The sequence below is a fragment of the Buttiauxella massiliensis genome, assembly GCF_902500225.1.
In the GTDB taxonomy this organism is placed as follows: Bacteria; Pseudomonadota; Gammaproteobacteria; order Enterobacterales; family Enterobacteriaceae; genus Buttiauxella; species Buttiauxella massiliensis.
In genome coordinates, this window is record NZ_LR722656.1 from 138855 (window position 1) to 162933 (window position 24079).

The 24079-nt window shown below is 50.8% G+C and carries 21 protein-coding genes; 13 read left to right on the forward strand and 8 right to left on the reverse strand.

Translation table 11 applies throughout. The features are described from left to right. Positions 1–7: 7 nt before the first annotated feature. Genes fhuC through fhuB form a run of 3 tightly spaced genes read left to right on the forward strand, consistent with a single transcriptional unit; the run spans position 8 to position 3686 of the window. A complete protein-coding gene (fhuC, locus tag GC128_RS14995) occupies positions 8–805 on the forward strand; it encodes a Fe3+-hydroxamate ABC transporter ATP-binding protein FhuC (RefSeq protein WP_151994988.1) in 798 nt (265 codons plus the stop codon). Beyond that, entirely contained in the window at positions 805–1704 is a 900-nt protein-coding gene (gene fhuD / locus GC128_RS15000; protein ID WP_151994989.1) for a Fe(3+)-hydroxamate ABC transporter substrate-binding protein FhuD, read from the forward strand. Before fhuC ends, fhuD begins: the two co-directional genes overlap by 1 nt. After that, positions 1701–3686, forward strand: a complete 1986-nt coding sequence (gene fhuB / locus GC128_RS15005) for a Fe(3+)-hydroxamate ABC transporter permease FhuB (protein WP_151994990.1) — start codon at positions 1701–1703, stop codon at positions 3684–3686. Before fhuD ends, fhuB begins: the two co-directional genes overlap by 4 nt. 35 nt (positions 3687–3721) lie before the next feature. On the opposite strand, the gene hemL is transcribed toward fhuB, so the two are convergent. After that, the gene (gene hemL / locus GC128_RS15010; RefSeq protein WP_151994991.1) at positions 3722–5002 is read right to left on the reverse strand and encodes a glutamate-1-semialdehyde 2,1-aminomutase; all 1281 of its coding nucleotides are present in this window, start codon (positions 5000–5002) and stop codon (positions 3722–3724) included. Positions 5003–5148: 146 nt separating this feature from the next. On the opposite strand from hemL, the gene clcA reads away from it, so the two are divergent. Continuing rightward, positions 5149–6570: a H(+)/Cl(-) exchange transporter ClcA gene (gene clcA, locus GC128_RS15015; RefSeq protein ID WP_151994992.1), complete on the forward strand. Its 1422-nt coding sequence runs from the start codon at positions 5149–5151 to the stop codon at positions 6568–6570. Between the two features lie 82 nt (positions 6571–6652). After that, positions 6653–7000 (forward strand): iron-sulfur cluster insertion protein ErpA, encoded by a 348-nt coding sequence (erpA, locus tag GC128_RS15020; protein WP_034460870.1) that lies wholly within the window; start codon positions 6653–6655, stop codon positions 6998–7000. A gap of 186 nt (positions 7001–7186) precedes the next feature. Here the strand turns inward: erpA and GC128_RS15025 are convergent, their stop codons facing one another. From GC128_RS15025 to mtnN, 3 genes are read right to left on the reverse strand one after another with little or no spacing between them, the layout of a single operon-like run. Then, positions 7187–7807 carry a TRIC cation channel family protein gene (locus GC128_RS15025; RefSeq protein WP_151994993.1) on the reverse strand — a complete coding sequence of 207 codons (621 nt, stop codon included), beginning with the start codon at positions 7805–7807 and terminating at the stop codon, positions 7187–7189. Between the two features lie 25 nt (positions 7808–7832). Further along, positions 7833–8633: a vitamin B12 ABC transporter substrate-binding protein BtuF gene (gene btuF, locus GC128_RS15030; RefSeq protein ID WP_193216267.1), complete on the reverse strand. Its 801-nt coding sequence runs from the start codon at positions 8631–8633 to the stop codon at positions 7833–7835. Then, positions 8626–9324: a 5'-methylthioadenosine/S-adenosylhomocysteine nucleosidase gene (gene mtnN, locus GC128_RS15035; protein ID WP_151994995.1), complete on the reverse strand. Its 699-nt coding sequence runs from the start codon at positions 9322–9324 to the stop codon at positions 8626–8628. Before mtnN ends, btuF begins: the two co-directional genes overlap by 8 nt. A 92-nt stretch (positions 9325–9416) precedes the next feature. On the opposite strand from mtnN, the gene dgt reads away from it, so the two are divergent. From dgt to GC128_RS15050, 3 genes are all read left to right on the forward strand, one after another. Further along, entirely contained in the window at positions 9417–10931 is a 1515-nt protein-coding gene (gene dgt / locus GC128_RS15040) for a dGTPase (protein ID WP_151994996.1), read from the forward strand. Positions 10932–11074: 143 nt separating this feature from the next. Next, complete coding sequence (gene degP, locus GC128_RS15045; RefSeq protein ID WP_134186992.1) at positions 11075–12523, forward strand: serine endoprotease DegP; 1449 nt, start codon at positions 11075–11077, stop codon at positions 12521–12523. 167 nt (positions 12524–12690) lie between these two features. Beyond that, complete coding sequence (locus tag GC128_RS15050; protein ID WP_034460863.1) at positions 12691–13848, forward strand: CdaR family transcriptional regulator; 1158 nt, start codon at positions 12691–12693, stop codon at positions 13846–13848. Between the two features lie 31 nt (positions 13849–13879). On the opposite strand, the gene GC128_RS15055 is transcribed toward GC128_RS15050, so the two are convergent. The 4 genes from GC128_RS15055 to map all read right to left on the reverse strand — a co-directional run bounded on the left by GC128_RS15055 (position 13880) and on the right by map (position 18778). Beyond that, entirely contained in the window at positions 13880–14269 is a 390-nt protein-coding gene (locus GC128_RS15055; protein ID WP_034460862.1) for a DUF3461 family protein, read from the reverse strand. Positions 14270–14378: 109 nt separating this feature from the next. Beyond that, the gene (gene dapD / locus GC128_RS15060; RefSeq protein ID WP_151995023.1) at positions 14379–15203 is read right to left on the reverse strand and encodes a 2,3,4,5-tetrahydropyridine-2,6-dicarboxylate N-succinyltransferase; all 825 of its coding nucleotides are present in this window, start codon (positions 15201–15203) and stop codon (positions 14379–14381) included. Positions 15204–15248: 45 nt separating this feature from the next. Continuing rightward, entirely contained in the window at positions 15249–17921 is a 2673-nt protein-coding gene (glnD, locus tag GC128_RS15065) for a bifunctional uridylyltransferase/uridylyl-removing protein GlnD (RefSeq protein ID WP_151994997.1), read from the reverse strand. A 62-nt stretch (positions 17922–17983) separates the two neighbouring features. Further along, on the reverse strand, positions 17984–18778 hold the full coding sequence (gene map / locus GC128_RS15070; protein WP_151994998.1) for a type I methionyl aminopeptidase: 795 nt from the start codon (positions 18776–18778) through the stop codon (positions 17984–17986). 311 nt (positions 18779–19089) lie between these two features. On the opposite strand from map, the gene rpsB reads away from it, so the two are divergent. The 5 genes from rpsB (at position 19090) to ispC (ending at position 23965) form a co-directional block, all read left to right on the forward strand. Further along, positions 19090–19815: a 30S ribosomal protein S2 gene (gene rpsB / locus GC128_RS15075; protein WP_034460860.1), complete on the forward strand. Its 726-nt coding sequence runs from the start codon at positions 19090–19092 to the stop codon at positions 19813–19815. Between the two features lie 275 nt (positions 19816–20090). Then, positions 20091–20942 (forward strand): translation elongation factor Ts, encoded by an 852-nt coding sequence (tsf, locus tag GC128_RS15080; RefSeq protein ID WP_151994999.1) that lies wholly within the window; start codon positions 20091–20093, stop codon positions 20940–20942. Positions 20943–21085: 143 nt separating this feature from the next. Further along, a complete protein-coding gene (pyrH, locus tag GC128_RS15085; RefSeq protein ID WP_064516322.1) occupies positions 21086–21811 on the forward strand; it encodes a UMP kinase in 726 nt (241 codons plus the stop codon). A 160-nt stretch (positions 21812–21971) separates the two neighbouring features. After that, positions 21972–22529, forward strand: coding sequence for a ribosome recycling factor (gene frr, locus GC128_RS15090; RefSeq protein ID WP_034460857.1), 558 nt, complete (start codon positions 21972–21974; stop codon positions 22527–22529). A gap of 236 nt (positions 22530–22765) precedes the next feature. Beyond that, entirely contained in the window at positions 22766–23965 is a 1200-nt protein-coding gene (gene ispC / locus GC128_RS15095; RefSeq protein WP_151995000.1) for a 1-deoxy-D-xylulose-5-phosphate reductoisomerase, read from the forward strand. The last annotated feature ends 114 nt before the right edge of the window (positions 23966–24079 follow it).

Sequence of the window (24079 nt, forward strand, 5' to 3'; positions counted from 1 at the left end):
GGCTGCCATGCAGGACAAACTCGTTCATCCCGATACCACGTTTAGCCTCACTGACGTTACCTTCCGCGTACCCGGTCGCACGCTTCTCCATTCTCTGTCGATGACCTTTCCTGTCGGAAAAGTCACCGGCCTGATTGGACACAACGGCTCGGGCAAATCGACACTGCTGAAAATGCTTGGCCGCCATCAGAAGTCCTCTGATGGGGAAATCAGTCTTAACAATCAACCATTGGATAGCTGGAGCAGTAAGGAATTTGCGCGCAAAGTCGCATATTTACCGCAGCAACTCCCGGCGGCTGAAGGGATGACTGTACGTGAGCTGGTGGCGATTGGTCGCTATCCGTGGCACGGTGCGCTTGGTCGTTTTGGCGTGGCGGACAGAGAACTGGTTGAAGAAGCTATCTCTTTAGTTGGATTGAAACCTTTTGCTCATCGTCTGGTAGACAGCCTTTCCGGTGGTGAACGCCAGCGTGCGTGGATTGCCATGCTGGTGGCGCAAGATAGTCGCTGCCTGTTATTGGATGAACCGACTTCGGCGCTGGATATTGCTCATCAGGTTGATGTGCTGGCACTGATACATCGTCTTAGTCAGGAACGCGGTCTGACGGTAATTGCCGTTTTGCACGATATCAATATGGCGGCTCGCTACTGCGATCATCTTGTTGCATTGCGTGGTGGTGAAATGATTGCGCAGGGTTCTCCTGCAGAACTGATGCAAAGTGAAACGCTGGAACAGATTTACGGCATCCCGATGGGCATTCTGCCGCATCCGGCGGGTGCTGCTCCGGTGAGCTTTGTCTACTGATGAGTGAGCTGATTAACCCATTACTGAGTCGTCGGCAGTTACTCGCAGCACTGGCGCTCTCACCGTTATTGCTCAAAATGGGCAATGTACATGCGGCCTCAATAGATCCTCAGCGCATTGTTGCTCTGGAATGGTTACCGGTGGAACTGATGTTGGCGTTGGGGATAACGCCTTACGCGATGGCGGATACCACCAATTACAAAGCCTGGGTCGGCGAGCCGAAACTGCCCGATGGCATAATTGAAGTGGGTTTACGCACCGAACCAAATCTTGAACTTCTGACACAGTTAAAACCGTCTCTGATTCTCTATTCTGCCGGCTACGGCCCATCACCGGAAAAGTTAGCGCGTATCGCACCGGGACTGGGTTTTAGTTTCAACGATGGTTCCGGGAAACCGCTGACCGTTGCTCGCCAGTCATTGGCAGAACTGGGCGAAAAATTAGGTATGCAGCAGGAAGCACGCGATCACCTGCTGAAATTTGATCAATTTATCGAGCAGATGAAACCCCGCTTTGCTTCCCGCGGGGATAAGCCCGTCTTGCTGATGACATTGTTAGATTCCCGCCACGCGCTGGTTATTGGCAAAAACAGTCTGTTCCAACAGGTGATGGAGTTGCTAGGCGTGAAAAACGCGTGGGCAGGTGAAACCAACTTCTGGGGCAGCGCAGTCGTTGGCCTTGAGCGCTTAGCCGAAGTCAAAGACGCCGATGTTATCTGCTTTGATCATAATAACGATGCTGAAATGGCCCGTGTAACCGCAACGCCATTGTGGAACTCGATGCCTTTTGTTCGTCAAAACCGCTTCCAACGCGTCCCGCCAGTATGGCTTTACGGCGCGACACTTTCCGCTATGAATTTCACCACTACGCTTGCTAAAGCCATAGGGAGCCAGACGTGAAACATCGTTATGTTTTGCTCCCCGCGCTGCTTTTATCTCTGCTGTTTGTTATTGCCTGTGCGCTGACGCTACACAACCTGAACGCACAATTGCCTTCTGCGCAGTGGAGTGCGGCCTGGTGGCAGCCCAATATTGATGACATCAATCAGATGTTATTCCACTACAGTTTACTGCCGCGCCTTGCCATCTCTTTGTTAGTTGGGGCAGGGCTTGGATTAGTGGGCGTGTTATTCCAGCAAGTGTTACGAAACCCGCTTGCAGAGCCGACTACGCTTGGTGTGGCAAGTGGCGCGCAACTTGGTATCACGGTTGCCACACTGTGGGCATTGCCCGGCGGGTTTGCCACACAACAGTTTGCCGCTCTTGTAGGGGCAGGCGTTGTGGGGCTACTGGTGTTTGGCGTCGCCTGGGGCAAGCGGTTATCTCCGGTCACGCTGATCCTCGCAGGGTTAGTGCTGAGCCTTTACTGCGGAGCAGTAAACCAGCTGCTGGCTATTTTCCATCACGACCAGTTGCAGAACATGTTCCTGTGGAGCACTGGCTCGTTAAACCAACAAGACTGGGACATCGTCAACGGCCTCTGGCCTCGTCTGGTGGGTGGTTTGCTGTTAACACTGCTGCTGTTGCGCCCACTAACATTGATGGGCCTCGACGATGGTGTGGCGCGTAACCTTGGGCTGGCACTTTCCATGGTGCGCCTCGCAACGCTGGTACTGGCGATTGCCATCAGTGCGCTGTTGGTTAATGCAGTTGGGATTATCGGCTTTATCGGCCTGTTCGCGCCTCTGTTGGCGAAAATGCTCGGTGCTCGTCGCCTGGTTGCGCGTTTGTTCCTTGCGCCAATCATCGGTGCATTGATTTTATGGTTGTCAGATCAATCCGTTATCTGGCTTACCAGCGTGTGGCGTGAGATCTCTACCGGTACGGTGACCGCTCTTATTGGAGCACCATTATTGCTGTGGCTGCTGCCACGCTTGCGTACTGTTGGCACGCCAGCGATGAACCAGGGCGATAACGTTCCGAGTGAGCGCCAGCATCTGACATGGTGGGTGTTAGTCGGTAGCGGTGTGTTAGCCTTGGTTCTTGTCACTGCGCTAACGCTTGGACGCGATGCGTATGGCTGGAACTGGGTAAGCGGTTCGTTATTCCATGAGTTATTACAGTGGCGCTGGCCGCGTGTATTAGCAGCACTGACTGCAGGTATGATGCTGGCGGTTGCTGGCAGCGTTATCCAACGACTGACCGGTAATGCGATGGCAAGCCCAGAAGTGTTAGGTATCAGCTCTGGTGCGGCATTCGGCGTGGTGGTGATGTTGTTTATCGTACCTGGAAATGCATTCGGTTGGTTGTTCCCGGCAGGTAGCCTGGGTGCAGCTGTAACGCTGTTGGTGATTATGATCACAGCCAGTCGTGGCGGTTTTTCCCCGCAACGCATGTTACTCGCCGGGATGGCACTGAGTACCGCATTTACCATGTTGTTGATGTTGCTGATGGCGAGTGGCGATCCACGTATGGCGGGGATTCTGACGTGGATTTCTGGTTCAACCTATAACGTTACCGGCGATCAAGCCGTCAGAACGCTTATTCTAATGGTGATTCTTTTTGCCCTGACGCCGCTGTGTCGCCGTTGGTTGATGATACTTCCGCTAGGCGGAGCGACCGCACGGGCAATCGGCATGGCGCTGACGCCATCACGCTTTGCGCTGCTTTTGCTCGCTGCAACCTTAACCGCGGCGGCAACGATGACCGTCGGCCCACTCAGTTTTGTTGGCTTAATGGCACCGCATATCGCGCGTATGCTCGGTTTCCGGCGTGCGATGCCGCAGCTGATAATATCGGCGTTATTAGGTGGGATGCTGATGGTTGCGGCGGACTGGTGCGGAAGAATGATCCTGTTCCCGGATCAGGTGCCTGCGGGCTTACTGGCGACCTTTATCGGCGCGCCTTATTTCATCTATTTGCTGCGTAAGCAGACGCGGTGATTAACACGCCCTCTTCACAGAAGAGGGCGTAAATATTACAGCTTCGCAAACACCCGACGCGCAGCGTCGATAGTCTTCTGAATATCTTCTTTCGAATGCGCAACTGACATAAAGCCTGCTTCAAACGCAGATGGTGCCAGGTAAACACCTTCTTCCAGCATCAGGTGGAAGAACTTCTTAAAGCGCTCGACGTCACACGCCATCACGTCCTGGTAGCAGGTTACAGATTCCGCATCAGTGAAGAACAAACCAAACATGCCACCCACATTGTTCACGACCAATGGAATGTTTTCTTCTTTAGCTGCATGCAGCAAACCGTTTGCCAGCATTTCGGTCAGTTCAGTCAATGTCTGGTGAACGCCCGGTTGCGCGACTTCAGTCAGGCAAGCGTAGCCTGCGGCCATCGCAATTGGGTTACCAGAAAGCGTACCCGCCTGATAAACCGGGCCAGTTGGTGCCAGCGCATCCATGATTTCACGGCGGCCGCCGAATGCACCTACCGGCATACCACCACCGATGATTTTGCCCAGACAAGTTAAGTCAGGCTCCACACCGTAGTAAGACTGTGCGCCCGCCAGTGCAACACGGAACCCGGTCATGACTTCGTCGATAATAAACAGTGCACCAAACTCGTCGCACAGCGCACGCAGGCCTGGCAGGAAGTCATCGTTTGGTGGGATGCAATTCATGTTACCTGCAACGGGTTCAACGATAATGCAGGCAATATCTTGCGGATATTGCTCGAACGCGGCGCGAACGGAAGCCAGATCGTTATAGGTGCAGGTGAGGGTGTGTTTGGCGAAATCAGCTGGCACACCTGGCGAATTTGGCTGGCCGAGAGTTAGCGCACCAGAACCAGCTTTCACTAACAGGCAGTCGGCGTGACCGTGGTAGCAACCTTCGAACTTGATGATTTTATCGCGACCCGTGAAACCACGCGCCAGGCGAATCGCGCTCATGGTGGCTTCAGTGCCGGAGTTTACCATGCGCACCATATCCATGGTCGGAACCAGTTCGGTCACCAGCTCCGCCATTTTCACTTCCATCTCAGTTGGCGCACCAAAGCTTAAACCGCGCTCAACCGCTTCAATCACGGCATTGCGAATTGCCGGGTGATTGTGGCCGAGAACCATTGGCCCCCATGAGCCAACATAATCGATATAGGCTTTGCCGTCAGCGTCATACAGGTAAGCCCCGTCAGCGCGTTCGATAAACAGCGGCACACCGCCGACGCCAGTAAAAGCACGCACCGGCGAGTTCACTCCACCAGGAATGACTTTACGTGCGGCAGCGTACAGGTTTTCAGACTTACTCATGAATCGGCTCCAAATTCATTGATTCGTGGAAATAGTGGCAACACGCTATTCTAAGGGAAACTCTCGAAGTTATGAAAGTTTTGCCCAATCGCGTCGAGAGAGTAGAATGCCCCCTCGATTTGTATTACCAATAAATGATTAGCCTAATGAATCACTCCCACCCCTCTTTTGAAGCACAGCAGGTTGTGCGCTTACGCAGGGGCGACATGGTGCGTCGCCTAATTCGACAGGATAAAACTCCCGTCGCTATTCTTTTCATGGCCGCGATAGTAGGGACGTTAGCCGGTTTGGTGGGTGTCGCTTTTGAAAAAGCGGTCACCTGGGTTCAACAAAATCGCCTGGCAATGCTGGCTCATGTAGCTGATTACAGCCTTATTGTCTGGCCGCTGGCATTCATCAGTTCAATGCTTCTGGCAATGATTGGCTACTATCTGGTGCGCCGTTATGCGCCGGAAGCAGGGGGCTCTGGTATTCCCGAAATTGAAGGGGCACTGGAAGAGTTGCGTCCGGTGCGCTGGTGGCGTGTCATCCCGGTTAAATTTATCGGTGGCATGGGAACACTTGGTGCTGGCATGGTGCTCGGACGCGAAGGGCCAACGGTGCAATTGGGTGGTAATATCGGCCGCATGGTGCTGGATATTTTCCGCCTGCGTGGTGCTGAAGCTCGCCATTCACTGTTAGCGACCGGTGCGGCTGCGGGTTTATCCGCTGCATTTAACGCCCCATTGGCGGGGATTCTGTTCATCATTGAAGAGATGCGCCCGCAATTTCGCTACAACCTTATTTCGATAAAGGCCGTGTTTATCGGCGTGATTATGTCGAGCGTGGTGTTCCGTATTTTTAACGGTGAAAATGCGGTTATCGAAGTCGGGAAACTGGCTAACGCGCCGGTTAACACGCTGTGGTTGTATCTGGTGTTGGGGATGGTATTTGGCATCGTCGGCGTGTTCTTTAACGCGATGGTGTTCCGCACTCAGGATATGTTCCAGCGCCTTCACGGTGGCAATCTGAAAAAATGGGTGATTATTGGTGGCTTGCTGGGCGGTATTTGCGGGATCCTTGGTCTTATTCAACCCGCAGCGGCTGGTGGCGGTTTTAATCTGATCCCCATTGCTGCCGCAGGAAATTACACCCTTGGCATGCTGCTGTTTATCTTTATTGCTCGAGTGATTACCACGTTGCTATGTTTTGCATCCGGTGCGCCTGGCGGGATTTTTGCGCCAATGCTCGCTCTGGGCACATTGCTTGGCACTGCATTTGGTATAGCGAGTGCGGCCTGGTTCCCGGCCTATCATCTTGAAGTTGGGACATTTGCCATCGCCGGAATGGGAGCGTTGTTTGCCGCATCGGTACGTGCGCCATTGACCGGGATTGTGTTGGTTCTGGAAATGACTGACAATTATCAGCTCATTCTGCCAATGATTATTACCTGCCTTGGCGCGACACTATTGGCACAATTTCTCGGCGGAAAGCCGCTATACTCCTCGATTCTTGAGCGCACGTTGGCAAAACAAGAAGCCGAACAGCGGGCGAAAGAGCAGCAAACCCCTGCCGGGGAGAATACTTGAACGATTTACTCGGGTATTAGATAATGACCCCCAAAGGCTGGGTTAAACTTTACCCGACTTCTTATTTCGTTGGGAGCAAATGATGAGTGATGACGTAGCAGTTCTGCCGTTGCAGTTTACCGAAGCAGCAGCCAATAAAGTAAAAAACCTGATCGCGGATGAAGAGAACCCGAATTTGAAACTGCGCGTTTACATCACCGGTGGTGGTTGCAGTGGTTTCCAGTATGGTTTTACCTTTGACGATCAGATTAACGACGGCGATATGACTATCGAGAAGCAAGGCGTTGCGCTGGTAGTTGACCCAATGAGCCTGCAATATCTGGTAGGCGGTGCGGTGGATTACACTGAAGGTCTGGAAGGTTCACGCTTTGTGGTGACCAACCCGAATGCGAAAAGCACCTGCGGGTGTGGTTCCTCCTTCAGCGTTTAAACCTTCATACTTCAAGCTGCAGATGCGTCGACTGCACCCGTTCGCCCCAGTCACATAGTTATCTATGTTCCTGGGGACTTACGACTTTGTCGACTTTCTGCAACTCGAATTATTCGGTTTAAATGGTTAGTTATAAAAATTCTTGTAGGCCGGATAAGCGAAAGCGTCATCCGGCTTTTTTATTCTCTATTGTCTATCATCGAGTGCAAACGTCGGCAATTTGAGATGCCAACGAATGGCCGCCAGACGGATTGCGAGGGTGACGACCATGCCAATCATACTCGCCTGTTCCAGTGGAACGTGGAAGGTGTAATACGCAGTGGCATGCACAATCCCGCCTGCAATACACGCCGTGGCGTAAATTTCGGTACGCAGGATCATCGGGATTTCACGCGCTAAAACATCACGAATAATCCCACCGCCAACACCGGTCAACACGCCCATGCAGATGGCAATCAGTGGGCTGGTGCCAGCCAGAAACGCTTTATTCACCCCAATACCCACAAACACCGCAAGCCCGACGGCATCAAGCACTGGCAAAATCCATTTTGGTAGCCGACGCGGTTGTCGAATCAACACAATAGTTAGCATACAGGTGACCATTGCGACCACTAAGTCGGTTGGGTCTTTAACCCAAAATACCGGGCCATTATCCAGTGCCATATCGCGAATAGTTCCGCCGCCAACTGCGGTCACTACGCCAAGAACCAGAACACCAAACGGGTCCATACGTAGCTTACCTGCCAGCAGTACGCCGGATATTGCAAAGACGGCTGTGCCAATGATGTCCAGCCAATAGACGAGCATGTGGGTGTTATCCTCATAAAAAAGGTTATTTTTCTGCCAGCTCCTCACAGAGCTGTTTTGCGGCGAGGATAATACGTGGGCCTGAGCGACTAAACCAGTCATCATTCACTGCAATAACCGGAATTTTTAGCTGGGTATTCCAGAATTGTTCAACCGGAGGGATTTGCGTTTCATCGCCGGTGATAATAATAGCCTGCGGGTGGCGGCTTAGCACCTGCTCACGGCTCACTTGCGGCCAGGGAACCCGGCTATCAGCGAAGATATTTTGCCCTGTGCATACTTCCAGAATTTCGTTCTGAATCGAACCACTTCCTGACGTAAATAGCGGCTGCTGGCCGAACTGGAGAAACACTTTTTTCTTCGGGTGCTGAGAATAGTGCGCTTTCAAATCGGCAAACTCTTTTACCAGTTTATCTGCTGCGTTGTGGGCCGTTTGGGGTGTCGGGCTGTATTGGCTCAATTGACGCAATGCCGCAACCACACCTTCGACCGTTGCCGGATCAAGCCAGACAACTTTAATACCCAATGCTTTTAGTTGATTGACCTGGCGCTCAGCATTTCCACCGCGCCAGGCAAGAACCACATCAGGTTTTAGCGCCACGATGCGCTCAAGGTTCATTCCCTGCCAGTTTGAGACTTGCTCAAGCTTTTTGGCGGCCTCCGGATAGTCTGACCAGGCGCTGACCGCTACTGGCGTGATACCAGCCGCAAATGCCAGTTCAGTATTGCTCGGCGATAATGAGATAACCCGCGGCGCGGCATTAAGCCACGCCGGGAGACAACACAGAAGCGCGGTGATGCCGCGCCAAAAGTTCTTATTAACCACGAGCCAGTTTCTGCACCAGGTTTTCAACCATCAGCGTGGACTGCTTCGCCGCAACAGCTAAGAACTCTTCGAAGCTCAGATGGGATTGCTGATCGGCAACATCAGAGATCGCGCGCACCACGACAAACGGGGTACCGAAGTTATGGCAAACGTGCGCAACAGCGGTCGCTTCCATTTCCACAGCAACCGCCTGTGGGAAGTTATGGCGGATTTTTGCCAGTGCCACAGAACCGTTAATAAACGCATCACCACTAACAACCAAACCGCGCACGGCGTTCAGGTTCAGCTCGGCAATGCACTCTTCAGCCGCGGCAATCAGTTTCGCGTCAGCAGCAAAACCTGCTGGGCAACCTGGCAGTTGGCCATATTCATAGCCAAAAGCCGTTACGTCTGCGTCGTGGTAACGCACTTCATCAGAAACCACGATATCGCCCACTTTCAGCGTCGATGCGAGACCACCCGCAGAACCAGTGTTGATCACTACATCTGGTTTGCAATGCTCAAGCAGGAGAGTTGCACCCATTGCAGCTGCGACTTTGCCAATACCTGATTTCAGCAAAGCTACTTCAACGCCATTCAGGGAGCCGGTGTAAATTTCACACCCTGCAAGCTTCAGAGTCTGACGGTTTTCAATTTTGTCACGCAGCAGCGTAACTTCTTCTTCCATTGCACCAATGATGCCTACTTTCATAGTGATTCTCGCTAAAGTGTTAAATTACCTTCATAGTCTATCATGGCTGGCATCAAGGAATTAATCCGCTGTTAAAAGGCGCAGGAGAGGGCATGAGTGAAATAGATTTCCGTAAGAAAATTAATTGGCACCGCCGTTTCCGCTCTCCTGAAGGGCAGAAGAATGAACACGAAATTCTGCGTATTTTTGAAAGCGATCGCGGGAGGATCGTCAACTCACCTGCCATTCGCCGTTTGCAGCAGAAAACTCAAGTTTTCCCTCTGGAGCGTAATGCCTCTGTTCGCACACGTTTGACTCACTCGATGGAAGTTCAGCAAGTCGGACGTTACATCGCCAAAGAAGTGCTGAGCCGCCTGAAGGAGCAGCAGGATCTCGAGCGCTTTGGGCTGCATGAGCTGACCGGACCGTTTGAAAGCATCGTTGAAATGGCGTGCCTGATGCACGACATCGGCAACCCGCCGTTTGGTCATTTCGGTGAGTCGGCGATTAATGACTGGTTCCGCCAGCGTTTGTTCCCAACAGATGCCGGAAGCCAGCCGCGCAGCGATGATCGTTGCCGGGTTGAAGCTTTACGCCTGCGTGAAGGTGAAGATCAACTGAATGGCTTGCGCCACAAGGTGCGCCAGGATCTTTGTCAGTTCGAAGGAAATGCGCAGGGCATTCGCCTGGTACACAGTCTATTGCGTATGAATCTGACCTGGGCGCAGGTTGGTTGCATTCTCAAATATACGCGCCCGGCCTGGTTTGTTGGCGAGCCGCCGAAAAGCCACGCTTATCTGATGAAAAAACCAGGCTTCTATCTTTCTGAGGAGTCGTACATTGCCCGTTTGCGTACAGAGCTTGAACTGGGAGAATACAGCCGTTTTCCGCTGACATGGATAATGGAAGCTGCGGACGATATTTCATACTGTGTGGCGGATCTGGAAGATGCGGTTGAGAAGCGGATTTTTAGCGTTGAACAACTTTATCAGCACTTATGTGATGCCTGGGGCGAGCATAGCAAAGGCGATCTTTTTGAGCGTGTAGTGGATGAGGCTTGGGAGAAATCCCGTTCAAATCAGATGCGCCGCAGTACCGAAGATCAGTTCTTTATGTATTTGCGCGTCAACACGCTAAACCAGTTGGTGCCTTATGCCGCGCAACGTTTTATCGATAATATCAGCGATATATTTAGTGGCGAGTTCAATCACGCACTACTAGAAGATGACAGCCCCTTTGCACGCCTGCTGGAGCTATATAAGCAGGTTGCATTTAAACATGTATTTAGTCACCCAGAAGTTGAGCAACTTGAGTTACAAGGTTATCGCGTTATCAGTGGCTTACTTGAAATTTACAGTCCATTACTCAATATATCAGTTGAGGATTTTGCTGAACTGGTGGAGAAAGAAAGTTTACGTCGTCTGCCGATTGAAACTCGATTGTTCCACAAATTATCGACAAAACATAGGCTTGCGTATATTGAAGCAGTCAGTGATTTGACGCCGTCAGCCAGTGATTTCCCGGTATGGGAATATTATTACCGCTGCCGCCTAATTCAGGATTATATCAGCGGAATGACGGACTTATTCGCATGGGATGAGTATCGGCGCCTGATGGCGGTGGAATAAGTTGCTCATTGAGTTTTGTAAAGACGGACAATAAATTTTTACTTTTTCCAGTGACTTATCGGCGGAACTTAGCGCCTCAATTGTCACTCTATATTGGCCTACACAGCAATTTTGCGTGACTTATTAACTTGAGACTGAAATCGATGAAAAAAACAACTTTAGCAATGAGCGCGCTGGCTCTTAGCCTGGGTTTGGCGCTGAGTCCTGTATCTGCAATTGCGGCAGAGACCGCTTCTTCTGTACCTGCAACCGCTGGGCAACCTATGCCAAGCCTTGCGCCGATGCTGGAAAAAGTGATGCCTTCCGTAGTGAGTATTAACGTTGAGGGAAGCACCACTGTTAATACGCCGCGTATGGGGCGTAACTTCCAGCAGTTCTTTGGTGATAATTCACCATTCTGTCAGGAAGGCTCTCCATTCCAGAGCTCTCCATTCTGCCAGGGTGGACCAGCTGACCAAGGCCCTCAGGGCGGCGGTCAGCAGCAGAAATTTGCAGCACTGGGTTCTGGTGTAATTATTGACGCCGCTAAAGGCTACGTGGTGACAAACAACCACGTTGTTGATAATGCAACAAAAATTCAGGTTTCCCTGAGTGATGGACGTAAGTTCGAAGCAAAAGTGGTCGGTAAAGATCCACGTTCTGATATCGCACTGTTGCAACTTCAGGATCCGAAAAACCTGACCGCGATAAAAATGGCTGACTCCGACGCACTGCGCGTTGGCGATTACACCGTGGCTATCGGTAACCCATATGGTCTGGGCGAAACTGTGACCTCCGGTATTGTTTCAGCCTTGGGTCGTAGTGGCCTGAACATTGAAAACTATGAGAACTTTATCCAGACCGATGCGGCAATCAACCGTGGTAACTCCGGTGGTGCACTGGTTAACCTGAATGGTGAGCTGATCGGGATTAATACTGCGATTCTGGCACCAGACGGTGGCAACATCGGTATCGGTTTTGCTATCCCAAGCAACATGGTGAAAAACCTGACCGCGCAGATGGTGCAATACGGCCAAGTTAAGCGTGGCGAACTGGGTATCCTTGGGACTGAGCTGAACTCCGAGTTAGCGAAAGCGATGAAAGTTGACGCGCAACGTGGTGCATTCGTCAGCCAGGTTATGCCGAACTCTTCTGCTGCGAAAGCGGGCGTGAAAGCCGGTGATGTTGTGGTTTCCATGAACGGTAAAGCAATTAGCAGCTTCGCTGCCTTGCGCGCTGAAGTGGGTTCTATGCCAGTCGGCAGCAAACTGACTCTTGGCCTGTTGCGTGATGGCAAACCAGTTTCAGTAAACCTGGAACTGCAACAAAGCAGCCAGACTCAGGTTGATTCAGCCACCATCTTTACTGGTATCGAAGGTGCTGAAATGAGTAACCGCAGCGGTAAAGATGAGAAGGGTGTTATCGTCAATAACGTAAAAGGCAATAGCCCTGCGGCACGTATTGGCCTGAAAAAAGGCGACATTATCATTGGTGTTAACCAGCAGGTTGTAAATAACATCGCTGAACTGCGCAAAATTCTGGACACCAAACCGTCTGTAATGGCGCTTAATATTCAGCGTGGCGACAGTACCATCTATCTGTTGATGCAGTAATTAATTGGCACTAAGTTCTCCTTAAACCATCAGGGCCGCAAATTGCGGCCCTTTTTTGTGAGCCTTACCACAACTCCATACTCTTCATCGGTGCTTTGTGCATTCGCACAATGCTGAGGCGATCCATCTCGCCTATGCTAGGCCATTAGCACGACTCAGGAGGACACATGGCTGGCTGGCACCTTGATACCAAAATGGCGCAGGACATTGTGGCGCGCACCATGACCATTATTGATACCAACATAAACGTGATGGATGCGCGTGGGCGAATCATTGGTAGCGGTGATAAAGAACGTATTGGTGAATTGCACGAAGGTGCATTGCTGGTGCTCTCTCAGGGGCGTGTGGTTGATATTGATGATGCCGTGGCCCGGCATCTGCACGGCGTGCGTCAGGGGATTAACCTGCCACTGCGCATCGAAGGTGAAATTGTCGGTGTTATCGGTCTGACAGGGGAGCCGGGCTCGCTGCGTAAGTACGGTGAGCTAGTGTGTATGACGGCGGAGATGATGCTTGAACAATCTCGTCTGATGCACTTGCTGGCACAAGACACTCGTCTGCGTGAAGAGTTAGTGATGAATTTGATTCAGGCCGAAGAACAGACGCCAGCGTTGAGCGAATGGGCACAACGCTTGGGTATCGATCTGAATCAACCTCGTGTGGTCGCCGTTGTGGAAGTAGATAGTGGGCAGCTTGGCGTGGAAAGCGCTATGGAAGAGTTACAGCAGCTGCAAACTGCACTCACGACACCTGAGCGGAATAATTTGATAGCCATTGTGTCGTTAACGGAAATGGTGGTGCTGAAACCTGCGCTAAATCCCTTTGGCCGTTGGGATGCAGAAGATCACCGCAAGCGAGTAGAGCAGCTAATCAACCGTATGAAAGAAAATGGTCAGCTACGCTTTCGCGTCGCGCTGGGCAACTATTTTACCGGGCCTGGCAGTATTGCGCGCTCGTATCGAACCGCTCGCACTACCATGATGGTCGGCAAACAGCGTATGCCGGAAAGCAGGGGTTATTTTTATCAGGATTTGATGTTGCCAGTGCTGCTGGATAGTTTGCGGGGCGGCTGGCAGGCGAATGAACTGGCGCGGCCTTTAGCTCGCCTGAAATCAATGGATAACAACGGGCTACTGCGCCGAACGTTAAGCGCGTGGTTCCGCCATAACGTACAGCCGCTGGCAACGTCTAAGGCATTGTTTATTCATCGTAATACGCTCGAGTACCGACTTAACCGTATTTCGGAATTAACAGGTTTAGATTTAGGGAATTTTGACGATAGATTGCTGCTGTATGTGGCGTTGCAACTGGATGAGCAAAGATAATAAAAGGGCCGGAGATTCCGGCCCTTTTGCATTATTTACCGCGGGTTAACTTTTCAAGATCGGATTCAATTTCACTGATCTTGTGAGCAACTACGGATTCCAGATGGCGAAGATCGTCGAGAATTTTGCGTTTCAGATCCACTTCAGTGCGATCTCGCTGGCAAAGTTGATCTAATTCATCAATTACATAGCGCAGATTCGGGCTGATTTCCTGCACTTCTTTGTAACCCTGGCCGACGCCATCGGCAACGACAGTTTTGCGCTGGCGTGGGTATTTAAACTTCACGCTTTTAGCGAAAAACTCGCCTTTATCCTTCTGGAAATAGATTTTCAGGATATCGTTGTTGGCTTCCTGCCGGAGGCTATAACGATCGATCTCATCAGGATTGGTAATACCCAGACTTTTCAAGTTATCGTACATAGTGTTACCTTTTTCGATATCAGCAATATCAAGATAATTAACGGAAAAATCCTTTTCCGCTAGCCCTAAATGCTAAAAAGGCGGGGAAGCCCGCCTTTTGCACATTTTATTAGTCGATAGTGCGAAGCAGCTCGTTGATTCCAACTTTGCCGCGGGTTTTCGCGTCGACTTTTTTCACGATAACTGCACAGTACAGGCTGTATTTACCATCTTTTGATGGCAAGTTGCCGGAAACAACCACGGAACCTGCTGGTACGCGGCCGTAATGCACTTCGCCGGTTTCACGGTCATAAATACGCGTGCTTTGACCAATGTAAACGCCCATGGAAATCACAGAACCTTCTTCAACGATAACGCCTTCCACAACTTCTGAACGCGCGCCAATGAAGCAGTTATCTTCAATGATAGTTGGGTTAGCCTGTAATGGCTCCAGAACGCCACCGATGCCTACGCCACCAGACAGGTGAACGTTTTTACCTATCTGCGCACAAGAACCGACTGTTGCCCAGGTATCAACCATTGAGCCTTCATCAACGTATGCGCCGATGTTGACGTAAGAAGGCATCAGAACGGTATTACGCGCGATGTATGCGCCCTGGCGAACTGCCGCTGGTGGTACAACGCGGAAACCTTCTTTCTGGAAGCGTGCTTCGTCATAGTTGGCGAATTTCATCGGCACTTTATCGAAGTAGCGGCTTTCGGCACCATCAATAACCTGGTTGTCATTGATACGGAAAGAAAGCAAAACGGCTTTCTTCAGCCATTGGTGGGTAACCCACTGGCCATCAATTTTTTCGGCAACGCGCAGCGCACCGCTGTCGAGCAGGGAGATGACCTGGTTTACCGCTTCACGAGTGACGGTATCAGCATTTGCCGGAGTGATTTTGGCACGGCGCTCGAAAGCGGTTTCAATTACGTTTTGTAGCTGCTGCATTGGCATTGTGAACATTTTCCTGATTGTGACGAAATTAACAGACTGTTATTTATCGTTTGGATTAAGGGCCGCTGTCAACCGTTGCTGTACTTCCTCTTGCAACTCATTATTAAGAGCACGCCGGTCGGCGGTGGCTATTATAAATAAATCTTCTACTCGCTCGCCAATTGTCGTAATTCTCGCCCCGTAAAGCGAAATTCCGAGATCGGCAAACACTTCTCCCACTCGCGCCAACAAGCCTGGCTGATCCAGCGCAATCAGCTCCAGGAACGTTCTTCGGTCGGTATGCGTTGGCAAGAAATTCACCTCAGTATCGACGGTAAAGTGACGCAGTTTGGCAGACTGGCGGCGCGGTTGAGGTGTTTGCCAGCTTGCCTGCGTAATGGCTTGTTCAATGCTGTGGCGGATAAGGTCATGCCTGTCGGCTGAAAGCGGACTGCCGTCCGGCTCCAGCACAATAAAGGTGTCCATTGCCATGCCGTCGCGCGTAGTAAATATTTGGGCGTCATGAACGCTGAGGTTGCGCCTGTCCAGCTCGGCACAAACGGCGGCGAACAGGTGAGGGCGGTCAGGGCTCCAGATAAAAATCTCTGTGCCGCCGCGCGTTGCCTGCGGGCTAAGCAAAATCATCGGTTTGCTGAGGTCGTGCTTGAGCAAGTGGCGCGCATGCCATGCAATTTGGTTTGGCGTGTGGCGAACAAAATAGTTCGCCCGGCAGCGACGCCAGATATTATGCAGTGCCTCTTCGTTGATGTTATCCATACGCAGTAATGCCAGCGCCTGAAGCTGGTGGTGGCGCACACGCTCACGCATATCCGGGCTGTTTTGCATTCCACGTCGCAGCTGTTTTTCGGTAGCGAAATAGAGCTCACGCAACAGGCTCTGTTTCCAGCTATTCCATAAAGTTTCGTTGGTCGCACAGATATCAGCGACGGTCAGGCAGACCAGGTAACGCAGGCGGTTTTCAGTCTGCACTTCTTCGGCAAACTGCTTAATCACTTCCGGGTCCTGGATATCACGGCGCTGCGCAGTGACCGACATCAGCAAATGTTGGCGCACCAGCCACGCGACAAGTTGCGTCTCGCGAGAGTTCAGCCCGTGAAGCTCAGCAAATTTTAAAACGTCCTGTGCGCCGAGAACCGAGTGATCCCCGCCACGGCCTTTGGCGATATCATGGAACAGAGCGGCAATCAGGATAAGCTCTGGATGCGACAGGCGCGGCCAGAGATCGACACATAATGGATGCTTTGGACGAGTTTCTTCTTTCGCGAAGCTTTCCAGTTTTTGCAGCACGCGAATGGTGTGTTCATCGACCGTATAAGCATGGAACAGGTCAAATTGCATTTGCCCGACAATATGTGACCACTGCGGCATATACGCCCACAACACACTGTGACGATGCATTGGCAATAAGGCGCGGCTCACTGCACCGGGGTGGCGCAATATGGTGAGGAAGAGATCGCGCGCTTCCGGAATGTAGCAAAGCGGCTGTACTAAATGGCGACGCGCATGGCGTAAATGGCGCAGGGTGGTTGAGTAAATTCCGGTGATGTCACGGTTACGCACCATCATGTAAAACATGCGCAAAATGGCCTGCGGTTCACGCATAAAAAGCGTTTCGTCACGCAGATCAATCAGAGTGCCACGTAACTGGAAGTCATCGTCCAGTGGGCGCGGTTTTTCGCTAGCATCTAGCGCTAGAATCGCTTCATCAAACAACTGCAACAGCATTTGGTTAAGCTCACCGACGCGACGGGTCACACGATAGAAATCTTTCATCATGTGTTCGACCGGCTGATTGCCTTCACCGTTGTAATCCAGACGCTGAGCAACGCTGAGCTGCCTGTCGAATAACAAACGGTTGTCATAACGATTTACTTCGAGATGCAAAGCGAAGCGAATACGCCACAGCAAGTGTTGGCACTCATCCAGTTCATTTCTTTCTGCTTCGGTTAAAAAACCAAAGCCGACCATTTCACTCATGGACGTGGCGCCAAAGTGGCGGCGCGCGACCCATTGCAGCGTATGGATGTCACGCAAACCGCCGGGGCTGCTTTTGATATCTGGCTCGAGGTTATAACTTGTGCCGTGGTAACGCTGATGACGAACATTTTGCTCATCAATTTTTGCAGCAAAGAATTTGGCGGATGGCCAGAAGCCGTCACTGAAAATGTGTTTTTGCAGTTCAAGGAAGAGTGCGACATCGCCAATTAGTAAGCGCGACTCAATCAGGTTGGTGGCAACTGTTAAATCAGAAAGACCTTCGAGCAGGCACTCTTCAAGCGTGCGTACGCTGTGGCCGACTTCTAATTTTACGTCCCACAGCAGCGTGAGAAGTTCACCGATTTTCTGGGATTGTGGCTCGCTCAGACGTTTACGGCTGAGTATCAGCAAATCAATGTCAGATAACGGATGAAGTTCACCGCGCCCGTAACCACCCACCGCGACGAGCGCGGTTTCTGCGACATCACCAAAACCGTAATTTACCCACAACCGTTGCAGTAACTGGTCGATAAACTCGGTGCGGGCATCGATAAGTTTTTCGGCGGAAATACCGTCGTCAAATGCTGTCCCCAACCACTGCTGGAAAGTGTCGAGGCGGGCTTTAATTTCGGCGCAATTAAGCTCTGAATCTGTCCAGTTGACGGGGTATTCAGGTTGCCCGGAAATCTCAGGAAGCACTGTGGTTGCGTACTGCTCGGGTAAGCTCGGTGTCATGTCGCCATCCATAAAAAAAGCCGGCATAAGCCGGCTTCGATTGCTGACTTTCGCCAGGCATATCACTCGTTATGCGAAATCACCGCGGGGATGGTGTCATCCTTGCGTAAAGTGAGAATTTCGCAGCCGTTATCTGTCACCACAATAGTATGCTCGTATTGTGCAGACAAGCTGCGATCTTTGGTTTTCACCGTCCAACCGTCTTTCATGGTGCGAATGCGGTAATCGCCGGAGTTCACCATCGGTTCGATAGTGAAAGTCATACCCGGTTGCAGCACCACGCCACCATCATCAGCATCGTAATGCAGCACTTGCGGTTCTTCGTGGAATACGCGGCCAATACCGTGTCCACAGTATTCGCGAACCACAGAAAAACCTTCAGCTTCAACGAACTTCTGAATTGCAGCACCCAGAGTGCGTAGGCGAATGCCTGGTTTTACCATGCGCAGTGACAAATACAGGCTTTCTTGAGTAATACGGCACAGGCGCTCGCCCAGAATAGTCGGTTTGCCTACGATGAACATTTTCGAGGTGTCACCGTGGTATTCATCTTTGATGACAGTTACGTCGATGTTGACGATATCTCCATCTTTCAGGATTTTAGCGTCATCAGGAATACCATGGCAGACCACTTCGTTAATGGAAATGCACACGGATTTCGGGAAGCCGTGGTAGTTCAGGCAGGCAGAAATAGCATGCTGCTGGTTAATGATGTAATCGCTACAAATACGGTCCAGTTCACCCGTGCTGATGCCCGGTCGTACGTGGGGTTCAATCATTTCCAGCACTTCAGCGGCAAGACGGCCCGCGACGCGCATTTTTTCGATTTCTTCAGGTGTTTTAATTGAGATAGCCATTAATTCGATCCGCAGGTGTCGTCGTTATCGACAATAATTGAGCAGTAGTGGGGCAATGGTATCAGGGCCTACGATCGGTGCCAAATCGAGAATCAGTGTGCGCACTATCAACTAACAACTATTGGAGTCCGGGTCTGTTTTATGGTATAAAGCGCGCCGGACTTGTATTCCGATTTTTCGGATACAGCCAACACTCTCACTTTGTGTAAATAACACACACGTATCGACACATATTCCGGGGTGCCCTTAGGGGTCGGTAATATGGGATACGTGGAGGCTTAACCCCATACTTTTATATAGAGGTTTTAATCATGGCAACTGTTTCCATGCGCGACATGCTCAAGGCTGGTGTTCACTTCGGTCACCAAACCCGTTACTGGAACCCGAAAATGAAGCCTTTCATCTTCGGCGCTCGTAACAAAGTTCACATCATCAACCTTGAAAAAACTGTACCTATGTTCAACGAAGCTTTGGCTGAACTGAGCAAGATTTCTTCTCGTAAAGGCAAAATCCTTTTCGTTGGTACTAAGCGTGCTGCAAGCGAACCAGTAAAAGAAGCTGCTCTGAGCTGCGATCAGTTCTTCGTGAACCATCGCTGGTTGGGCGGTATGCTGACTAACTGGAAAACTGTTCGTCAGTCCATCAAACGTCTGAAAGACCTGGAAATCCAGTCTCAGGACGGTACCTTCGACAAACTGACCAAGAAAGAAGCGCTGATGCGTACCCGTGAGCTGGTGAAGTTGGAAAACAGCCTGGGTGGTATCAAGGATATGGGCGGTCTGCCGGATGCTCTGTTTGTAATCGACGCTGATCACGAACACATTGCAATCAAAGAAGCGAACAACCTGGGTATCCCAGTATTCTCTATCGTTGATACTAACTCCGATCCAGATGGCGTTGATTTCGTTATCCCTGGTAACGACGATGCAATCCGTGCTGTAACCCTGTATCTGGGTGCTGTAGCTGCTACCGTTCGTGAAGGCCGCTCTCAGGATCTGGCTTCTCAGGCAGAAGAAAGCTTCGTAGAAGCTGAATAATAAGGTTCGCTCTTATTTGAGCTCTTATTAACCAAGTATACCCTTTAGATTTCGAGTTGCAGCCAGGCGGCAAGCTCAAGAATCCCCAGGAGCTTACTTAGGTAAGTGACTGGGTGAGTGAGTACAGCCAACGCCCCTGCGGCTAGAAAGATAACGGGTATATTGAATAGTTTGGTTAGGGGGCCTGTACAGGCCCCTTTTTATTTTGAGCCAGGGTTCGTCTATTCCGTGGACCAGGGCTTATCTCTCTCTACGAGATAACCGAGGATTTTAGAATGGCTGATATTACTGCTGCTCTGGTAAAAGAACTGCGTGAACGTACTGGCGCAGGCATGATGGATTGCAAAAAGTCACTGACTGAAGCTAATGGCGACATCGAGCTGGCAATCGAAAACATGCGTAAGTCTGGTGCGATCAAAGCGGCTAAGAAAGCAGGCAACGTAGCTGCTGACGGCGTGATCAAAACTAAGATCGCAGACGGCTACGCTGTGATTCTGGAAGTAAACTGCCAGACTGACTTCGTTGCTAAAGATGGTGGTTTCCAGGCATTTGCTGACAAAGTGCTGGACGCTGCTGCTGCAGGCAAAGTTACTGACATCGAAGTACTGAAAGCACAGTTCGAAGAAGAGCGTGTTGCACTGGTTGCTAAAATCGGTGAGAACATCAACATTCGTCGTGTTGCTGTTCTGGAAGGTGATGTTCTGGGTAGCTACCTGCACGGTGCTCGCATCGGTGTTGTTGTTGCAGCTAAAGGCGCTGACGAAGAGCTGGTTAAGCAAATCGCTATGCACGTTGCTGCAAGCAAGCCAGAATTCGTTAAGCCAGAAGACGTGTCTGCAGAAGTTGTTGAGAAAGAGTACCAGGTTCAGCTGGACATCGCTATGCAGTCTGGCAAGCCGAAAGAAATCGCAGAGAAAATGGTTGAAGGCCGTATGAAGAAATTCACCGGTGAAGTTTCTCTAACTGGTCAGCCTTTCGTTATCGACCCAAGCAAAACTGTTGGTCAGTTGCTGAAAGAGCACAATGCTGACGTAACTGGCTTCATCCGCTTTGAAGTGGGCGAAGGCATCCAGAAAGTTGAGACTGACTTCGCAGCAGAAGTTGCTGCAATGTCCAAGCAGTCTTAATTTTTAAAGGGAGCCGCCAATTGGCGGTTCCTTTTTATCTGGCTTTAAAAATCAGCCTGCTCTGATACAGATCTTGTTGATATGCGACATTATGTCGTCTGAATTTACCATCCCCATTCGTTGACTGTTCCCAGGAAAGAATCATGGCTACCAATGCAAAACCTGTCTACAAACGCATTCTGCTCAAGCTAAGCGGCGAAGCGCTGCAAGGTACCGAAGGCTTCGGTATTGATGCAAGCATCCTTGATCGTATGGCTCAGGAAATTAAAGAGCTGGTTGAATTGGGTATTCAGGTCGGGGTGGTGATTGGTGGTGGCAACTTATTCCGCGGTGCTGGCCTGGCAAAAGCCGGTATGAACCGTGTTGTGGGCGACCACATGGGCATGCTGGCAACCGTAATGAACGGCCTGGCAATGCGTGATGCGCTTCATCGCGCCTATGTGAACGCCCGCCTGATGTCTGCTATTCCATTGAATGGCGTATGTGATAACTACAGCTGGGCAGAAGCTATCAGCTTGCTGCGCAATAACCGCGTAGTTATCCTGGCAGCTGGTACCGGTAATCCATTCTTTACTACTGACTCTGCTGCGTGTTTGCGTGGTATTGAGATTGAAGCGGACGTAGTACTGAAGGCCACGAAAGTAGATGGCGTGTTTACTGCGGATCCGGTACAAGATCCTACCGCCACGCTTTGTGAGCAATTGACCTATACCGAAGTACTGGAAAAAGAACTGAAAGTGATGGATTTGGCGGCGTTTACGCTGGCCCGCGATCACAAAATACCGATTCGTGTTTTCAATATGAACAAACCTGGTGCGCTTCGCCGTGTGGTCATGGGTGAAAAAGAAGGCACATTGATCACTGAATAATTTCAGTCGATGCTTAATCAGGGTAAGATTCAGTTTCAGATAGTGTTAACAGGCAACCCCCACGGGCGCCATGAATAAACAGGGCTATACTTAGCTCGCAGCGTCTGCATAGCGGCGTGAAGTGTGGTCTGCCCTAAACCAGTTTTCAAGGATTCGTAACGTGATTAGCGATATCAGAAAAGATGCCGAAGTGCGTATGGAAAAATGCGTAGAAGCATTCAAAACCCAAATCAGTAAAATCCGCACCGGCCGTGCCTCCCCATCTTTGCTGGACGGCATCATTGTGGAGTATTACGGCACCCCGACTCCACTGCGCCAATTGGCAAGCGTAACGGTTGAAGATTCTCGCACACTGAAGATCAACGTGTTTGACCGCTCTTTGAGCCAGGCCGTTGAGAAAGCGATCATGACTTCCGACCTCGGTCTGAACCCAAGCTCTGCTGGTACTGACATTCGTGTTCCACTACCTGCACTGACTGAAGAACGTCGTAAAGATTTGATCAAAATTGTACGTGGCGAAGCTGAAGGCGCACGTGTGGCGGTTCGTAACGTTCGCCGTGATGCTAACGACAAAGTTAAAGCGCTGCTGAAAGATAAAGAAATCAGTGAAGATGACGATCGCCGTTCTCAGGACGACGTTCAGAAAATGACTGATGCTGCTATCAAGAAAGTAGATGCTGCGCTTGCTGAGAAAGAAGCTGAGTTGATGCAGTTCTAATCCGTTGAGATGACGGATCAAACGCCGTATGCAAGCCGTGGCTCACGCCACGGTAATTGTCTACGGCGTTTTGTTTTTATACCCGTCATAATTCAAGCTGCATCTTTGTTGGCTGCGTTCACTCACCCGAATCACTTACTCATGTAAGCTCATCGGGACTTGCTCTCTTGCCGCCTAAATGCAACTCGAATTATTTTGGGTATATGATTGTTAATATTAAAACTCCAGAGCGCCCCATGAAGCAACTGACCATTCTTGGCTCTACCGGATCCATCGGTACCAGTACCCTTAGCGTTGTTCGTCATAATCCTGATAAGTTTTCCGTCACGGCACTCGTAGCCGGGAAAAATGTCGCGCGCATGGCTGAGCAGTGCCTGGAGTTCAAGCCTCGCTGGGCAGTAATGGATGATGAAATCTCTGCCGGTGAGTTACGCCGTTTGCTTAAAGAGCAGGGGAGTAGCACTGAAGTTCTGGCAGGGCAGCAGGCAGCTTGTGAAATGGCTGCGCTGGAAGAAGTGAACCAGGTTATGGCGGCTATTGTTGGTGCTGCAGGCCTGTTACCCACTCTTGCGGCGATTGCGGCAGGCAAGCAAGTGTTACTGGCAAATAAAGAAGCACTGGTGACTTGTGGGCGTCTGTTTATGGATGCTGTACAACGAAGCCACGCTCAGCTTCTGCCTATCGACAGCGAACACAACGCAATTTTTCAGAGTTTACCGGAAACAATTCAGCAAAACCTCGGGTACGCTGAACTTGAGGGTAATGGCGTTTCATCGATTATTCTTACCGGGTCAGGTGGCCCATTCCGTGAGACGCCGTTAGGTGAACTGACAGCAATGACTCCGGACCAGGCTTGTAGCCATCCGAACTGGTCGATGGGACGTAAAATCTCAGTCGACTCGGCCACCATGATGAACAAAGGTCTCGAATACATTGAAGCTCGTTGGCTATTCAATGCTTCAGCTAAACAAATGGAAGTACTGATACATCCGCAGTCGGTTATCCACTCGATGGTTCGTTATCGTGATGGTAGTGTACTAGCGCAGTTAGGCGCTCCGGATATGCGCACGCCTATCGCGCACGCTATGGCATTTCCTGAACGCGTGCAGTCGGGTGTTGAACCACTCGATTTTTGTAAAATCGGTACTTTCACCTTTATGGAACCGGACTATCATCGCTATCCTTGCCTGAAGCTTGCGATGGAAGCATTTGAGCAAGGGCAGGCAGCAACGACCGTACTGAACGCTGCAAATGAAATTGTGGTTGAGGCTTTCTTGCAACAACAACTACGTTTTACAGATATTGCTTCGTTAAATCGTGCCGTCCTTGATAGTGTTGAATTGACTGAGCCGAAGAGTGTGGAAGAGGTTCTTGCTGTTGATGCGAAAGCACGCGAGGTTGCCCGAGGTTTGGTGACGCGCATCGCTTCTCGATGATTATTTATTCAGCTGATATGCCTCTATTTGTTAGCTTTGTGCTTCAGTGATATAGTCTGCGCCATCTTTCAGCCGGGAATAACTGACTGAAAGATTGGTAAGCCGTGTTATAGC